Raw genomic sequence first — 15025 nt, forward strand, 5'->3', positions numbered from 1 at the left:
GGTGGATGATCCAAGATAATTTTCTGATGTTGATCACGCAGGGATAATGTATTATTTGAAACACAGGTTTGGAAAGAACTTCAAGGGTGTTCAGATGTAAGGAGTAAGAATTATGGATAAAAAAGAAAAGAAGTTACTCATTGTTATGATTGTACTTGCAGTAGTTGTATTAGGAGTTATATGGTACCTAAAAGTAGGCTATCTAATAAAGAAACCGGAGATGCCCGAAGCAAATATTGCAATTCAGACTCAAATGGTGGATGGTGGTGCGATCAGTTTACGAAATGCTGATTACACGGAAAATCAAATCAAGGTTGGATATGAAGTGAAAGGGTACAGTTTGGAGGAATATAACATTGCTTGTGAGCTTTATCGTGACGGGAATCTGATTTCAACTTCTGACTCAACAGGTGGAGGTTTGATAGAACTGGACGAAAAGCATTATTACTTCATCGGTTATGAGAATATAACTCAAATGAATTTGCCTGAATCTATACATCTAAACGTGGAGATTAAAGTGATACCCAATGATTATAGACAAAAATCGATAACTTCATCCTTTGACGTAAGCCTAGATAAAGAAGTGCAATAGATAGAAGAGGACTGCTATTACTGGTGATTAAGACAACTGTTAAAGGGATGAGTGTTGTATGATAAAACCTTAATTCAAATGGTACTTCTCCATAACGGAGTCCCGGAAAGTTTCATATTCTGTTAACGCTTGTGCAGTGGAGGATTGAGACACACTATATTGAGTTATCCCTTCAAGGCTGAATTTGCCTAAGTTATCATTGATTAATCCATAATTACCAAAGGAGTTTTTCATCAAGAAAAGCACACTTTTATCACCCTTCTGCAATTCTACATAGTCATTAGCTGTATATTTGACGTCTCCTTCCAGGCTAACGGGTTCGATGATTGTCAATTCGTTCTGATCTGAAGGGAAATCTTCGGGTTTCTTCAATATCTTTTCAATCTTGATGTTTGTGTTGGTGTGAAAGGATTGCATGGTCCCATCCTCAAATGCAGTAATAACATGCTCTCGATCTCTGAAATCTTCTGTTGCATAACCAATAACGATCAGTTCAGCAAACGCATCCAGCTTATCTATTTCATGAAATATTAAAGAGTTGGCTGAAAGGTTGACGACTTTATGAATGGGCACGTCCGGTTTCGATTGACCATTTACGTAAGCGATTGCACCAGCAGAGATAGCCAATACGAATAAAGAGACTAGAACAACCTTCTTTTTGAAAAAAGACATGATCTCATCCTCTCTGTTAGATTTAGTATATTGAAAGTATTTTGCTTCATTTCTACTATACACATATTTGAAAATTATTGTAAATTGGTTGTGCCAAACTAAAAGTGGTAAAGCGGTGGAACAAACGAGGAGATGGTACGAATGGATCAACAAGAATATGGCCGCTATTTATTATCGATGGGCGGAGAAGATATTGAGCGAGAAGATGATGAACAGGTTGAGGCAGACCATCTCTACGGATTTTTTCAATGGTTTATGCCATCGGGAGCAGGGATTGAACGTGTGTTTGAGCCGATTCCAGAGAGCCAGTGTTTTCTGGACAGAATACGTCTGATCTATGAGATGTTGAATCCAGAGGAATTCGCTGGCGAATATGTGCCGGGTTATTTCAATGGTGGACATGAGGATGCTTCCGAGGAAACGCTCCGTGGTCTAGGGGAAGAACTAATTCAAAGATTGAAGAGTCTGTTCTCCATGGTGCCGGAGGATGATGAACTAGCAGACGTAGCTAAGAAAGCATACGGGGCTTTGGCGTGTGTAAAGGAAGTGGTTGCACTACCACCAGGGGAAATTAGCAAGTTAGAACAAGGACTGATTCAAGGCACGGATGAAGAGGATAGCGAGGTCGTTTACGAAGCACTTGGTGACCTACTTCGCTCACGCAAAGATTACAATGAAGCTATCGAAATATTGAGCGAAGCCTACTATTCCATCGCTTGCGATTATTGGGTAGCCTATTACTTGCAATGGCCCCGTTATCAAGGTTTGCAAGAGGCGGAAAACTGCTTATATCCATACTTTGAGCTATACTGCTATGGCTATAATCTTCATTGGACACAAACGAAGCTATACATTGGTAAACGTTAAAACGTTACGATTGTTTGTATAATTGATATGGTATGAATTGTGGAGGGGACAAAATATGTTTGCTGATCTATATAACAGACGCGGTATTACTTTACCTGCTACAATCGTTGAGGAGTTAGAAGTTCATCTTCAGAAACAGAAGGATTACAAGTTTTTTCTCCGATTAATGCAGCGCGACGAGATCGTTGAATCATTGGATGATATGGCTGGAATAGAGGTGTACCACAATATGATTCCTTTATGGACAGATGATCATTCGAACTACATAGGCTTACATGTGAAAGGTGCATGCCAGTACAGGATAAGTTATATCAGCCATGAGGAGACGGATATAGCTCCAGCATATAGAAGTGCAGGCTCATTCATACGTGAACTGGAACGAAATCCTCATCAGGATTGGGATGAATTGAAGAAAGACTATCCCAGCGATATTGAACTTAGTAGAGATCAAATGAATGAAGACTTAAGTTGTATTCATGAATTGAACGATGTAATTGAGTCTGATCCACGATTAAATGAGGATGTTCGTTGTCAGTACATTTATTGCATTATGGCATTAACCCCGCAAAGCCATCTGGATTCTCTGATGAAATATATAGATGATGAAGATATGTATGTTCAAGAGAGAGCATGCCAGATTATGGGGTTCCATCGTTACACGCCGGCTAGAGAAAAATTAGTAGAAGTCTCCAAAAAAGGAATGCATAATGGGAAACTAGCGGCCAAACGAGCATTAGCCAAAATGAGAGAACAACGAAAAGAAAATAAGATAAAATAAATCTAATGATAAGGGTGATCGATATGGAACGAGGACTCATTATATTTTTGAACGGAACGTCAAGTTCGGGGAAGACAAGCATTGCGATGGAAATGAAAAATCAGGGAGACATTCCGTTTCATCATCTATCTGTAGATCAATTTCTGCATAATTATGATCAATTTATCGACAATACATATCCAGATATGAAACCAACAAGAGAAGTGGAACACCATGTGATGACCGATATCCTGTTCGACCCCATCAATTCGTTGTACTGTGCAACCATTAAACTGTTTTCGGAGATGGGTCTGAATGTCCTCGTGGATACGGTCATCAGCAATGACAAGTGGTTTAACGATTTTTATGAGTTACTATTGGATTATCCGATATTGTTTGTAGGTGTACACTGCTCGAAAGAAGAACTCACCAGAAGAGAGCAGAGCAGGGGAGATCGCGAGATTGGACTTGCCCATTCCCAGTTCGACTACATCTACTCTTATGATGAATATGATCTGGAAGTGAATACGGAAGAGCTTAGCTCAGCTGCATGTGCGGAAAAGATATTAAGTTATATGAAGTCTGATCAGGAATACTCGGCATTTAAGAAGTTAAGCAGAAGAGAGGTGAAAACATCGTAAAAGAAATGAATTCAAGACCAAGGCTGGTAAGGTGGTCAAAAAATTGGAGATGGAGGATCAGACCTCAAGACAATGTCTGTATTTTGCAAACAAATTTGGATATGGTTCACTTGAAGTAGTTTATAATCAGCTTAAGGAGCAAGGAGGAGTCGAGCATGATTATTTTCAAAGCAACCCAACTCACATTAAAAGATCTTCATGCCAAACCGGAAACCATCCAAGACAGCAATGCCTTCTTTAGTTGGCATGTAAACTTCTTCACGTTGTATGGCAGAAAACACTATGTGTTTATGAATGATTTGTCCAGGTTAAGCTTAACGATCTATGGGATTAGAGCAAATCAGGCGAGTAAACTGGCAGGAATCTTTAAAAAGAATTTAGAGGACTATTTGGCCGTTGAGAAGCTTCCTGACCATCTGGTGAACTATTATTTGGAAAAATGTAACGAGAGCACGATCACCAAAACGGATAGTCGAAGTGTTATAAGTACCATGAATGAAATCATGCTTGTGATGAAGACGCTTGAAGTTGAAGATAATGATTTTCGTGATAAAGATGAACGGCATATGTGGAATAATAGATCTATGTATAAACCCATCGACTATAAAGAACCCATTGAGGTATTTGTTAAAGAGCTTCAAACACGGTTTGAAATGGAGAGTTAGAGAAACTGGATTTTCATCGGAGACCTCTGATGCCAGTAGCAGTATAAGATGGATCATTGGTGGGTTATTCCAGCAAACCATATCTGATCAAGTCAGACGTCATGAATACGGTAAAATGAGATCAGGAGATATGTTAAAATTACAGAAAGTAGAACTAACTCAATAACAGGAGGTAGAACACATGAAATGGCAAGAAGTCAGAGAACTGTTCCCTGACCAATTTGTTCTGGTTTCTATCATTCATTATCATGAGGAAGACAACAAAAAAATAGTAGATGAAGTTGCACCAATCCGAACCATATCAGAACGAGATGTAAATAAAGAGTTTTTTCAAGTAGAGCCTGGTAACGTCGTGTATCATACTTCAAATCAAGACTTTGTGATCAATCTTCGCAGAGATCCATTAATGAGAGTGAGACGTAATACGAATGAAAATTAACTATGATGGTCAGTTAATTACAACGTCACTCACCGTTACATTTAGAGGCAGAGTATTAAGAATAGATGATGTAATTATAGATACAGGATCCTCACATACGATCATTAGTCCTGATGTTTTAGAGGAAATCGGTGTGACCTATGAAACCGGCGATTCGATATATGAAGCATACGGGATTGGAGAAGTATTCCTTTCTACACCAAAGTCATGGACAGGATTGAAATAGGAACAAAAAGCATTGGGAATATAGAAATAGATGTAGGTATATTAGCTAAAGAACATAAAGGGCTTCTCGGATTGGATATTCTGAAACAACAAAATTTTATAATTGATCTGAAAACATTAGAATTACATTATTGAAAATAAAATTGTAGTAATGAATGAGGCCTATTTATAGTGCGTTTCGGGTAATAAGATACATATACAAGTGGTTTTTACCTAACAAATTTTGTTAGGTTTTTTATTCTAGAGCCTACGCGCTTTTCAACAGTTGAATTATGCTCTTATCCCATTACTCCAATCCGTAACCAACACTAAACATAAGCACTATTCGCTGCCATGAAACCGATTGTCCGTTCTCCAGTTTGAGCACAAGAAGCATGGTTTATTTTCTCCAAGGAGCTATTGTCTTTCTCCGCACCATGTCGCATTAGTCCGGCTCAAATGTCGCAAAAGTACATGGTAACGCAATGCAGAGATCGTTTATACTCTCTTTATGTTTCGATAATGAAAATCATTATCAGTATTATACATAAGGGGGATTCATCATGAATCAAGGAACAAAGGGGCAGGCTGCCGGAAGCAAGGCATATGCTGCTCACAAATCACGATTATTCATGGGCTTGATGTTAGCCCTTATTCTTGTCCTGACGGCTTGCGGTGCCGGAACAGGTACAGATAGCGGTAAACAATCTGCGGCAACGCCAGCGGAGACACCTGCGAATGCAGAAACACAAACAGATGGAGCTTTTCCCGTAACGATCACACACATGAAGGGTGAGCTGACGCTAAACGAAAAACCACAGAGAATTGCAGTCCTTGATGTTAAATTTCTGGATCAAATGTTAGCGGTTGGCGAGAAGCCAGCTGGTAGTGTTATCGCTGGAGGTAACACCGATTTTCCAGAATACTTAGGTGATCAGCCGAGTGATGTACAGGTTCTGGGTACACGGGACGAGCCTAATCTGGAAGCGATTGTAGCCTTGGACCCGGATCTGATTATCATGACGGATTTCCAGGAGAAACAGTATGAGAGTGTAAGCAAAATTGCACCTACCCTGGTACTTGATTTTTACGAAGACTGGCGTGATACGTTAGCCACAGTTGCTAAGATTACAGACAAGCAGGACGAGGCGGAGAAAGTGCGCACAGCATATGAAGAGAAAGTTGCTGGACTGAAGGCGAAGCTGACAGAGAAAATGGGAGATGAGACAGTCGCTCTAATTCGTCCGCGTAAAGAAGGTATCCGTGTCCATGGCATCGAGCATCGTACAGGCGGCATTCTGTATAATGATTTGGGCTTGAATATGCCTGAACTCGTTAAAGAGATCAAGGATGATACCTCTGTTGAAATCTCCATGGAGAAGGTTCCAGACATTGGGGCAGATCGTTATTTTGTGCTGTCGGATGAGCTGTTTGCGGCAGAGGCAGAGGCTATGGTGAGTAATCCCGTGTGGAAGTCCCTTGATGCTGTGAAGAATAACCGCACGTATGACGTAAACTCAACACTTTGGATTGCATACTACGGACCGCTTGCGATTAATCTTATTGTAGATCAGGCATCGGAAGCCCTGCTCGGATCGAATTAATATGAACCCATATCTCTCGACAGACTTATGGAAAGAGACAGTGGAGGATTATTCGATCTTGCTCGGTGAGCCACCTGAACATAGTGTCCGTACCATTGCTCTAAGTGAGTTGCATGACGAAGCGGCATGCCGAGAGTATATCAGTTGGTTGCAGGAGTACATCGATGCGCCTGACATGAAGGTTGCTGCTTCGATGTTAGCCAAGCGTATCGGTTATCTGTGGACGGCTCCGCTGGTGACCGCGATGACTTTTCATCATCAGCATGTTTCATTTCAGCTGGAGAACAGCTTTCTCTATCATCCGGCGCTCTCAGATCATGAGGGGGGTACACGATTTCCTTTTCTAGCGGTGAACGGGCTTCAGGCTGAAGGATTAACGGGAGACAGGGCAGTGTGGCGGGAAAAGGTAGTCGAGGAGATGTTTGCGGTACAGCTTACACCCCTGTTAAAGACGTTTGCTACGATTGCGCCACTTTCGATGAGTATTCTCTGGGAGAATATCATGGTACGTATCGGCCGACTATTCGCTCCTGATGAAGCCGAGACTGAGCAGGAAAGTAAGATCATTCGAGAGGACTTTTCATATCTGACGCAGGTAGCATCCGGGGAAGTGTTTGGTGAGAGGAAGAATCCGTTAACCCGCTTCACCGATTGTAAGGACAATGTGCATGTTGCGAAAAGCGAGCGAATTACCTGCTGTTTCTATTACCAGATGTCAGGGGAATATTGCAGAAAATGTCCGAAAATTGACAATGAGAAAGAATCTCAACTAAAATGACAACAGCAACAACTTTACCTTTGCTATTGTCAGGAGATGAGAAAAATGCCGCTGCAAGAACAGACAAGTCTATGGAGTGATACAACGATCAAGATGCTTGATGGGTATAGCGGTACTTTGCAGACAGGCAGCGTTTTACACGAAACGGATTTAACTTCAAATGTGCTGCTGCTGGCATATGGAGGGGAAGGGGAGCTTGCAATGAATGGCGAGGATAGCCACATTGGAGCTTCTTTTGCCTGTCATGTGGTGAAGGGATCATCCTTTACGCTGACGGCCAGATCAGAGGACATTCATTATATTGTCATTATGTACAAGGCTTCTTCCATAGAGGGAGCCTCTCTTGTTGTGCCTTCATATCGCAAGCACCCGCTGCGCAGGTCATTTGTTCAAAACTCGGCAACCCATGCGGAATGGATCGAAAACGCCGAGAAAATCGTTGCCAAATGGCGCCGCGGTGAAGGACTGGAACGTTTCTATGCCAACGCTTTGCTCCAAGGAATGATCTACGAACTGATCATGGAGTATGAACGTGGTCAAGGGGGAGCGGAGTCCGACATGGTGGATGTAGTCGCTTCTTATATCACATCGCACTATCGTCAAAACTTGGAGCTAAAAGAGCTGGCAGCCTTGGCGGGCTGTAGTGTAAGACAGCTGCAGCGCCGCTTCAAACAAGAGAAGCAGCTCGGACCGATGGAATACGTTATTCAGCTGCGTATGGAGAGTGCCTCACGCATGCTGCGTCATACGGATGCGTCCATTGGGGAAATTGCAGAAAAAATGGGCTATCGCGATATGTATTACTTCAGCAGAGCATTTAAAAAATATAATGGCGTCCCACCGCTACATTACCGGCATGCCGCCGCTTCGAGAAGAGATGCAGACTATGCGAATGCTTTGCTGCAAAATCGTACAGCTTCTTCCTATGAATCAGCCGAAGGCCCGGTCATCTGCCATATGCGCGGGGAGTACACCGTCACCGAGATACCACAGCGTATCGCTGTCCTCGATGTGCAATATGCTGATCATTGGCTTGCATTGGGCTTGTCTCCGGTAGGAAGTGTCGGACTAGGAAGTACCGTGTTAACGTTCCCTCAATCACTCCGGGCAGGACTCCAGCATACAGCATTACTTGGTACGTATGAATACCCCGATCTTCCGGCGGTAGAGCGACTTGCGCCGGAGCTGATTATTTGCACCGAGGTGCATGATCAGCATCATGAACGGTTAAGCCAGATCGCTCCAGTGCTCATGTTCAAGCGTAATGAAAACTGGCAGACCATCCTGAGTCTATTCGGTGAACTGACAGGCAAGCGAGCAGAGGCCAAGCAGATTATTGCGAATTATCATCGCCGAACAGCTTTGCTGTCCGAGGAATTGTCCTCTGTACTGGCAGGAAAAAGTGTGGCATTGATTCGTCCACTCGATTCCCTCGTGCGCGTCCATTCTGCTGCTCATCGCACAGGCGCTGTGTTGTACCGTGATCTGGGTCTGCCCGTTCCGTTGTTTGTAGCAGATACCGCCGACACGGCCTATCATATCTCGGTTGAGAGATTACCTGCAGTACAAGCTAGCCACTACTTTTTGCTGAGTAATGAGCTTATGCAGGATGGGATATCTGCGACAGAGCAACGTGTCAGGGGGATGCTTGATGGGGGTGAGGAACAGCACATACATTCTGTTGATGCTGCAACATGGATCGGCTGTTATGGGCCGATAGGTGTTAACGGGATTGTGGATCAGATTGAACAGGCGTTGTTGGCTTGATAGGTGGTTGCCGGCGCTAGCCCGTTTGCAGCGAAAGACAGTACGCTCTACCTTTTTTAAAGTTGATAGATTCCAGTGTATCGGAAGGTCTTCGGATTCCCTATGGGATGAAGAAGGACCCTTTTGTTTTATTACTATAACGAAAGGTTCCACTGCATACTCGCGTCCTGTACAACCCTACATATATTCAGCGTATTCAAAGCCCATTGGATCGATTGGATAAGGGGTTGCGAAAACTAATAAATCTCCCTTATTCGCCAATTTCCTTTCGTAATTGTAACAATATGGGTTATCATATACGTAGTTCAGGCACTAGTAGGAGGTGATTCAATGAAAAAAAATATAGCAATAATCATACTAATGGTTGGATTGGTAATAAGCATGTACTTCAACTATCAATTCAAAGCGTACAAAGACAATCAGGAAGTTGAATACACGGTTAAACTAAATCATGGAACTGAAATTGGTATAAAAGAATCAATCTATAATTTAGATAATGTGATAAAAAGCTTAGAGGACGACTCTTCCAAGGAAACAGTCATACATGCCTTAGGAAATGTTGCGGTATCTTTGAAAGTTGGTGAAGAATCATTCGTCTTTCTGAAATCCGACTTCAGGGAAGATCAATTATCATCAACTTATTTAATCTATAATGTGTTTAGAGATATGTATACGCATATAAGGGTAGAAATCATAGGCGAAATTTTATCGAATAAGGTATCGCTAGAAAAAGAATCGAGAAATCAACTGATTAAGGATATAGGAGTGCTTAAACAAGATTTGGAGTATATTGATAGTCAATTTAACGAGGATATTCTGAAAGAACAAAGTCCTAAGTGGATTGAAAACAAATGGAAAGAGTTAATTGGAGAGATTGTAAATAGAAATACGGATTATAAGTTATATGAAAGAATGAAAATGAAATACAATCTATAAGTATTTTGTGAAAGGTAATGAGATCTAAATAACAGCATATCTACGCTGCGTTGCTTCCACTTCTTGGTCTGCCGAGGGTATTCGAAGAAGTGGAGTCAGCAGGTACCCCTGCGCTACCTTACTGAATTGCGGCAAGTCGCTGGACTCTTCGAGGTAGTGAGGGTTTGTAAATACAAGAACACCTTGCGAGATTATCAATAAAACTTTTTGGGGAGAACTGATGAAACCATTACAAATTATCAAAATGCCTCCATACTTTAAGATTCTAAATTGTAATATCACCGAGGTTCTAGATGGATTATTAATAGAAGATAATTCTATTTTATTTTTAGACATTTACCATGAAGAAGATCTCGATACCTACTTATCTAAAAATAAAGTATTAAAGTTAGATAATGTGATACAAATAATCGATAACTCCAATAAGATGAGTTTTATACCATATATCAAATCCAAGAAAGATTTTAATCAATATAGGTATCAAGACTGGGACTTTTCTTGTATTGTCTTTGATAAAAATTTAAAGAGTCTTTTCTACATAAGAGGGATAGAGGACGCAGGAGAGAACGGAATTAGAATAAAAGAAATGGAGCCAAACTTATATAATAAATATTTTTTAAATTATCAAGAATAGGAAGTAACTCTTACGCAGACGAGAGTTGCATATGAAGTAATTTAAAGAGATATTGATAGATTATATGGTATAACGATGCAGTTACTGCTGACTCACTAAGTGAAGTGAAAGACTATAAGGAGGGACATAATGAAGCTCTTTCGTGGAAAAGAAGCCTTAATTCAAGGTACTGACCTTATACAACCTTCAATATATACGCCTCTTGGAACAATTGAATTTTCACTTGCTGCCTCTGGCGAATGTTATCTTCCTACTCACTGTTCTCAGCTCAAACATGGCGGATCACTATACCAGTATTACTACGACTCGTTTGATTGCGAGTTAGTGCTCTGTAATCTGAACCATAATCTTTTTTCACCTCAGGAAGTAGAGGAATGCTGGGGAGCCGTATTTAGAATCAAACCCAGTGCATATCATCAGATAAGCACTTGTAGCTTTTCTGCTTTGTGGAAAGAGGGATACAGCTGGGAAGATTACGGATCTGACACGGGAGAAAATCTTGAAGCTGTCGAATATGAGAATGAACAGTACCGCTTACACATAGGAACCCAAGAAGAACCACTGATAATGGGAAAAAGAAACCAAGGTGATATGATTCCTAAATCTCTTGCTTTGAACTCTGCTTTTGAGAAGTATAGTTTTGTCTTACATTCTGATCAAGGCATTGAAGTATCTATGACAGAGATTGATTCCCACCAGATATGCCAAGTGCATTTTTTAATAGCGTGGAAGAGAAAAATAAAAGAGGATATTTCTACTTGGTTAGCTGTAGACCAGCCTACGAAAGAAATCTTAAAGGGAGAAGATATTTGGTAAACTATAAACGAAAATAGTATATAAAGAACAAGAGATACATCCTTGATCAAGTAGTGGGAGAAGTGTGGTACTTTACCTATATATATAGGATAAATTTTGATATACGTCTAAGGTAGAAGGAGAGAATGTAAATGAACAACATAAACTCTCATAATTGCAACCTAAATATAAGGTATGACCTGCCTGATGAGGTGTGGGCTAAAGTTTCTAAAGTATATGAGCGCATGCCAGGGTGGATTGGTTATAAAAGTGGAATTCCATATTGGTTTGGAACTGAAGAGGATGATGTCTTCATTGAAGCATCCGTTGAGCCTAGTGGATTATCATTTTATGCACAGATGAATAACGATGATTGGACTTCTTGGATAGAAACGTTCAAATTAGAAGCGTCAAAAGTATTAGGTTTTGATGTTGGTGAACCCGAAGATGGATATATGTGATGAAAAAGGAGGATGAACAGGTGAATGAATATGGTGCATTACTTGAGTCAAACGGTCGTTATGCTTTGAGGTTTGAACGATTTCTTCATCAAAATCCAGAAGATGTTTTCCTTGTGATCACGAAGCCTAGTTCCTTCGCCCAATGGTACCCTTTCGCAACAGGAGAGATGGATCTGAGAATTGGTGGCAGGATTGCCTTCGATGATGGTGAAGGAACGACATATGAGGGAAGCATTACAGAGTTAGAAAAGCCATATGTTTTTGGTTTCCGTGAAGTTGATGATCTGATTAACATTTCATTGCAGAAAGAAGATAAAGGGTGTCGAATGATCTTTACCCATACGTTTAACGATAATTCATGGGCAGTGAATACCGCTGCAGGATGGCATAGATGTCTGGATGTATTGGTTCAAATTATCAATGGTACAACCATTCAGTGGCACGATAACTCCACTAAGCTGCGTGAAATCTATAGTGAAGCATTTAATATGGAAGGTTAACAGAATAAAAAAAGTTATTCCATTATACAACACCCCACCTATACGTAGTTCAGATATAATGCAGGATGTGTGGTTGTATGGAGGGAGATTATTCTAGATGATTCGAAATACAGTAAGAGCATTGATTATCAAGAATGACAATCTTCTATTAATAAAGAAAAGGAGAGCAAATATAGGTATTTATTATGTACTGCCTGGAGGAGCTCAAGAAGAGAACGAAACATTGGAACAGGCTTTAAGTCGCGAGTGTATGGAAGAACTGGGTATTGAAATATGGAGTAGTAGGTTAGTTTGTGTAAGAGAATACATGTCGCGCAATCATGAATACTCTTTCATAATGAAGGAAGTTCATTCTATTGATTTTATTTATGAGTGCAGCACTCAATTCCTAAATAATGAATTAAGAAGCCTACAAGCTGATGTTGGACAGGTTGGGATTGAATGGTTACCCATTAATGAAATTAAGAGGACAGTGTATAGGCTAGAAGAATCTTTAGAACATTATAAATTTCCTAGAACAACCAATGAATTCTTTAAAGAATATTTTTCGGATCAAGTAATAAAACCATATTCTAGCGTAATATTTGAAAGTAGTCTATAGAAGACATCACCATCTCATAACACCATATTCACGCATCGGACATTTTCCCTTGGTCGCCAGGAGGGATTTCGGGGAAGCTGAATCAGGCGGACAACTCTGTACTGGCTAAGTCCGTCTGATCCGCGCTTACGCGCTTAAGCCAGTGAGGGTTCGTGAATACACAACGTTTACGTGAAATGCCGGAAATCACTTATTTAAGAGGGGGAAGCTATGCAGCAAGTGGATCTAACCAAAACTCTTGAAGAGCTAGAAGACGATAGGTGGGATGAACCGAACTTTGCTTCTCGATTAGTTCTCCGAGCAAATGAATTAAGAAAGAAACCTCTCTGTGAATTGAATAATGAGGATTTAAGGCTTTTGATCGGGCAACAAATGAGTCTAGATCTTCTTTTACCTCTAGCTTTGGAGAAATTAGTGGAGAACCCATTAAGATCAGGAGATTTGTACATGGGGGATTTATTTTGTTCGGTGCTCAAGGTAGGGCAAAAATATTGGGAAGAACATAGAGAACTGAAGAACGAATTAGATGAAGTAATTAGAACATATGAAGAGGCGAGAAAGACATTAGAAGAGTACATAAATAAATACAGAAGTGATCCTTTGTAAGGATGTTCAAGTATGTTTGCTTCAACCAGCATATGGAACTTTATCGTTCCATCTTAAAGGAAATATCCAAAACATCTTGAAAAGGAGATATCGAATGATTGAGCAATTCTCAAGAAGTGGAAAACTTCAAATCTTATTAAAGACAATAGGAACAGATCCCAAAAAGTACCTTGATGAAGAGATCATTCAGTATGTAGAGAGATTCCAACCAAGTCAAAATTGTGAGGGGGCCACTAAAGGATACTTCTCTATTATTTCGCATATATGTTATTACAGACCTGATCTTGAACATCCGCTGATGAAAATTGCATTAAGACCTCTGTATTACTTAGGAGTTGAAGATGCGAGTGATGCAATTAAGTGGGTGCAATTTTATGTAAGCGATATAAGCAATTATTATTATACATCCAAGCAAGGAGACGTATGGATTAAAGAGAGTTTAAATAGTAAGCAAAATATCGCAGAAAAGATTTTTAAAGAAATAGATCAGGAAGATAATGCTGAGTAGAGAGCTTGGGAATTCAGCGGACACCTCCGACAACGTCGAACGTCGTGAATACGTAAACGTAACAGGAAATTAACAAGTCAAAAAAAAATAATGATAACTTGCGAGGCATTATGAAATTAATAAAATTAAAGCGCAGTAAAACTGAAGAAGATATAAGAAGAGAATTAGTAGGATCGCATGAGTCATTATTTAATGATGAAATAAGATCAGGATTGTTTTCAGTTATCAAGAGGTTTTTTCCACAAATGGAAACTGCCTATATCTTATTTTGGACACCTGAACAAGGGGAAGACATATTTTCGTTGCTGATTAATAACGATACAATTGCAAAAGTAGAAATTGATCGTTACGACCCTAATATTGAACCTATAATTGAAAGCAAACAGCTAGACAATGTCTATTTAAAAGGACTTAGGAAATATTCACAGATTAGATTAGCGATTGCACTTGAACTTGCAAATATGGATCTGCAAGATGAAGAAAAAAATTAAAGGAGTTTCCAAATTGAAGAATCCAAAGCGTTCAATAATTTTAATATTTCTTTTAATGATACTAGCCCTAAGTGGTTGTATTTCAAGCAGTGTAAAGACGGATGAAATTGTTGAGGATGGGTTGAACATAAACTCAATTTCATTTGGACTGGGAGAGAGCGAAGAAGATGCAGGTATTACAGTCGTAACATACAATTTCAATCTACGGAATAGAACCAATAAATCAATAATCCTAAAAACAGTTGAACCGATCATAAGTAAGGAGATTCAGGAGCGATTGATCGATAGAAACATTAAATTGGACATAAATGAGAAAATTGATGGTGATACTTCGGAAGCACTGACAGGTACTTTTAAATTAGATACAAAAGGGCTTGATAAAGAAGGAATAATTAATACGGATTGTAATATGAAGTGCGACACCTATTGAAAATAAAAAATGGCTCATAGCCTGATTCGTGTAGAATGAAAGTTACCACACCAGCATTCACACAAGGAGAATCAGTC

Annotated in this window: 21 protein-coding genes; 20 read left to right on the top strand and 1 reads right to left on the bottom strand. The window is 40.0% G+C overall.

The genetic code is table 11. The annotated features are described in order from the left end of the window. The first annotated feature begins 112 nt into the window (after positions 1–112). A complete protein-coding gene (locus WFI24_RS34005) occupies positions 113–592 on the top strand; it encodes a hypothetical protein (RefSeq protein ID WP_336766235.1) in 480 nt (159 codons plus the stop codon). A 69-nt stretch (positions 593–661) separates the two neighbouring features. Here the strand turns inward: WFI24_RS34005 and WFI24_RS34010 are convergent, their stop codons facing one another. Continuing rightward, positions 662–1264, bottom strand: a complete 603-nt coding sequence (locus WFI24_RS34010) for a hypothetical protein (RefSeq protein WP_336766237.1) — start codon at positions 1262–1264, stop codon at positions 662–664. A gap of 141 nt (positions 1265–1405) precedes the next feature. Between WFI24_RS34010 and WFI24_RS34015 the strand changes: the two genes are divergently transcribed. The 19 genes from WFI24_RS34015 to WFI24_RS34105 all read left to right on the top strand — a co-directional run bounded on the left by WFI24_RS34015 (position 1406) and on the right by WFI24_RS34105 (position 14948). Then, positions 1406–2131: a hypothetical protein gene (locus WFI24_RS34015; RefSeq protein ID WP_221822527.1), complete on the top strand. Its 726-nt coding sequence runs from the start codon at positions 1406–1408 to the stop codon at positions 2129–2131. Positions 2132–2186: 55 nt separating this feature from the next. After that, entirely contained in the window at positions 2187–2909 is a 723-nt protein-coding gene (locus tag WFI24_RS34020) for a HEAT repeat domain-containing protein (protein ID WP_336766239.1), read from the top strand. Positions 2910–2932: 23 nt separating this feature from the next. Further along, a complete protein-coding gene (locus WFI24_RS34025; RefSeq protein ID WP_336766240.1) occupies positions 2933–3529 on the top strand; it encodes a chloramphenicol phosphotransferase CPT family protein in 597 nt (198 codons plus the stop codon). Between the two features lie 155 nt (positions 3530–3684). Continuing rightward, on the top strand, positions 3685–4194 hold the full coding sequence (locus WFI24_RS34030) for a DUF6933 domain-containing protein (protein ID WP_336766241.1): 510 nt from the start codon (positions 3685–3687) through the stop codon (positions 4192–4194). Positions 4195–4375: 181 nt separating this feature from the next. Beyond that, a complete protein-coding gene (locus WFI24_RS34035) occupies positions 4376–4633 on the top strand; it encodes a hypothetical protein (RefSeq protein ID WP_036669338.1) in 258 nt (85 codons plus the stop codon). Beyond that, entirely contained in the window at positions 4623–4859 is a 237-nt protein-coding gene (locus WFI24_RS34040) for an aspartyl protease family protein (protein ID WP_336766243.1), read from the top strand. Before WFI24_RS34035 ends, WFI24_RS34040 begins: the two co-directional genes overlap by 11 nt. Positions 4860–5400: 541 nt before the next feature. Then, positions 5401–6441 (top strand): ABC transporter substrate-binding protein, encoded by a 1041-nt coding sequence (locus tag WFI24_RS34045; protein ID WP_336766245.1) that lies wholly within the window; start codon positions 5401–5403, stop codon positions 6439–6441. Position 6442: 1 nt separating this feature from the next. Further along, positions 6443–7219, top strand: coding sequence for an IucA/IucC family C-terminal-domain containing protein (locus WFI24_RS34050; protein ID WP_336766246.1), 777 nt, complete (start codon positions 6443–6445; stop codon positions 7217–7219). A gap of 45 nt (positions 7220–7264) precedes the next feature. Next, positions 7265–8986: a helix-turn-helix domain-containing protein gene (locus WFI24_RS34055; RefSeq protein WP_336766247.1), complete on the top strand. Its 1722-nt coding sequence runs from the start codon at positions 7265–7267 to the stop codon at positions 8984–8986. Between the two features lie 330 nt (positions 8987–9316). After that, positions 9317–9922, top strand: a complete 606-nt coding sequence (locus WFI24_RS34060) for an oxidoreductase (RefSeq protein ID WP_336766248.1) — start codon at positions 9317–9319, stop codon at positions 9920–9922. A gap of 220 nt (positions 9923–10142) precedes the next feature. Beyond that, positions 10143–10556, top strand: coding sequence for a hypothetical protein (locus WFI24_RS34065; protein ID WP_336766250.1), 414 nt, complete (start codon positions 10143–10145; stop codon positions 10554–10556). A gap of 129 nt (positions 10557–10685) precedes the next feature. Next, positions 10686–11372 carry a hypothetical protein gene (locus WFI24_RS34070; RefSeq protein WP_336766252.1) on the top strand — a complete coding sequence of 229 codons (687 nt, stop codon included), beginning with the start codon at positions 10686–10688 and terminating at the stop codon, positions 11370–11372. Positions 11373–11503: 131 nt separating this feature from the next. After that, on the top strand, positions 11504–11812 hold the full coding sequence (locus WFI24_RS34075) for a hypothetical protein (RefSeq protein ID WP_336766254.1): 309 nt from the start codon (positions 11504–11506) through the stop codon (positions 11810–11812). A gap of 20 nt (positions 11813–11832) precedes the next feature. Then, positions 11833–12312 carry an SRPBCC family protein gene (locus tag WFI24_RS34080; RefSeq protein WP_336766256.1) on the top strand — a complete coding sequence of 160 codons (480 nt, stop codon included), beginning with the start codon at positions 11833–11835 and terminating at the stop codon, positions 12310–12312. 97 nt (positions 12313–12409) lie between these two features. Continuing rightward, positions 12410–12913, top strand: a complete 504-nt coding sequence (locus WFI24_RS34085; protein WP_336766257.1) for an NUDIX domain-containing protein — start codon at positions 12410–12412, stop codon at positions 12911–12913. A 210-nt stretch (positions 12914–13123) separates the two neighbouring features. After that, positions 13124–13519, top strand: a complete 396-nt coding sequence (locus WFI24_RS34090) for a contact-dependent growth inhibition system immunity protein (protein ID WP_336766258.1) — start codon at positions 13124–13126, stop codon at positions 13517–13519. A 94-nt stretch (positions 13520–13613) separates the two neighbouring features. Then, on the top strand, positions 13614–14027 hold the full coding sequence (locus WFI24_RS34095) for a hypothetical protein (RefSeq protein ID WP_336766260.1): 414 nt from the start codon (positions 13614–13616) through the stop codon (positions 14025–14027). A 110-nt stretch (positions 14028–14137) separates the two neighbouring features. After that, positions 14138–14518: a hypothetical protein gene (locus tag WFI24_RS34100; protein ID WP_336766261.1), complete on the top strand. Its 381-nt coding sequence runs from the start codon at positions 14138–14140 to the stop codon at positions 14516–14518. Between the two features lie 13 nt (positions 14519–14531). Continuing rightward, on the top strand, positions 14532–14948 hold the full coding sequence (locus tag WFI24_RS34105; RefSeq protein WP_336766263.1) for a hypothetical protein: 417 nt from the start codon (positions 14532–14534) through the stop codon (positions 14946–14948). The last annotated feature ends 77 nt before the right edge of the window (positions 14949–15025 follow it).

It is taken from the genome of Paenibacillus sp. USHLN196 (genome assembly GCF_037144955.1).
Classification (GTDB): Bacteria; Bacillota; Bacilli; order Paenibacillales; family Paenibacillaceae; genus Paenibacillus; species Paenibacillus xylanexedens_C.

Coding starts and splice junctions, on each gene's coding strand:
- WFI24_RS34050 (WP_336766246.1), top strand. CDS start 6,443: ATGAACCCATATCTCTCGACAGACTTATGGAAAGAGACAGTGGAGGAT.
- WFI24_RS34070 (WP_336766252.1), top strand. CDS start 10,686: ATGAAGCTCTTTCGTGGAAAAGAAGCCTTAATTCAAGGTACTGACCTT.
- WFI24_RS34010 (WP_336766237.1), bottom strand. CDS start 1,264: ATGTCTTTTTTCAAAAAGAAGGTTGTTCTAGTCTCTTTATTCGTATTG.
- WFI24_RS34075 (WP_336766254.1), top strand. CDS start 11,504: ATGAACAACATAAACTCTCATAATTGCAACCTAAATATAAGGTATGAC.
- WFI24_RS34045 (WP_336766245.1), top strand. CDS start 5,401: ATGAATCAAGGAACAAAGGGGCAGGCTGCCGGAAGCAAGGCATATGCT.
- WFI24_RS34035 (WP_036669338.1), top strand. CDS start 4,376: ATGAAATGGCAAGAAGTCAGAGAACTGTTCCCTGACCAATTTGTTCTG.
- WFI24_RS34085 (WP_336766257.1), top strand. CDS start 12,410: ATGATTCGAAATACAGTAAGAGCATTGATTATCAAGAATGACAATCTT.
- WFI24_RS34005 (WP_336766235.1), top strand. CDS start 113: ATGGATAAAAAAGAAAAGAAGTTACTCATTGTTATGATTGTACTTGCA.
- WFI24_RS34065 (WP_336766250.1), top strand. CDS start 10,143: ATGAAACCATTACAAATTATCAAAATGCCTCCATACTTTAAGATTCTA.
- WFI24_RS34055 (WP_336766247.1), top strand. CDS start 7,265: ATGCCGCTGCAAGAACAGACAAGTCTATGGAGTGATACAACGATCAAG.
- WFI24_RS34090 (WP_336766258.1), top strand. CDS start 13,124: ATGCAGCAAGTGGATCTAACCAAAACTCTTGAAGAGCTAGAAGACGAT.
- WFI24_RS34040 (WP_336766243.1), top strand. CDS start 4,623: ATGAAAATTAACTATGATGGTCAGTTAATTACAACGTCACTCACCGTT.
- WFI24_RS34030 (WP_336766241.1), top strand. CDS start 3,685: ATGATTATTTTCAAAGCAACCCAACTCACATTAAAAGATCTTCATGCC.
- WFI24_RS34060 (WP_336766248.1), top strand. CDS start 9,317: ATGAAAAAAAATATAGCAATAATCATACTAATGGTTGGATTGGTAATA.
- WFI24_RS34095 (WP_336766260.1), top strand. CDS start 13,614: ATGATTGAGCAATTCTCAAGAAGTGGAAAACTTCAAATCTTATTAAAG.
- WFI24_RS34100 (WP_336766261.1), top strand. CDS start 14,138: ATGAAATTAATAAAATTAAAGCGCAGTAAAACTGAAGAAGATATAAGA.
- WFI24_RS34015 (WP_221822527.1), top strand. CDS start 1,406: ATGGATCAACAAGAATATGGCCGCTATTTATTATCGATGGGCGGAGAA.
- WFI24_RS34020 (WP_336766239.1), top strand. CDS start 2,187: ATGTTTGCTGATCTATATAACAGACGCGGTATTACTTTACCTGCTACA.
- WFI24_RS34025 (WP_336766240.1), top strand. CDS start 2,933: ATGGAACGAGGACTCATTATATTTTTGAACGGAACGTCAAGTTCGGGG.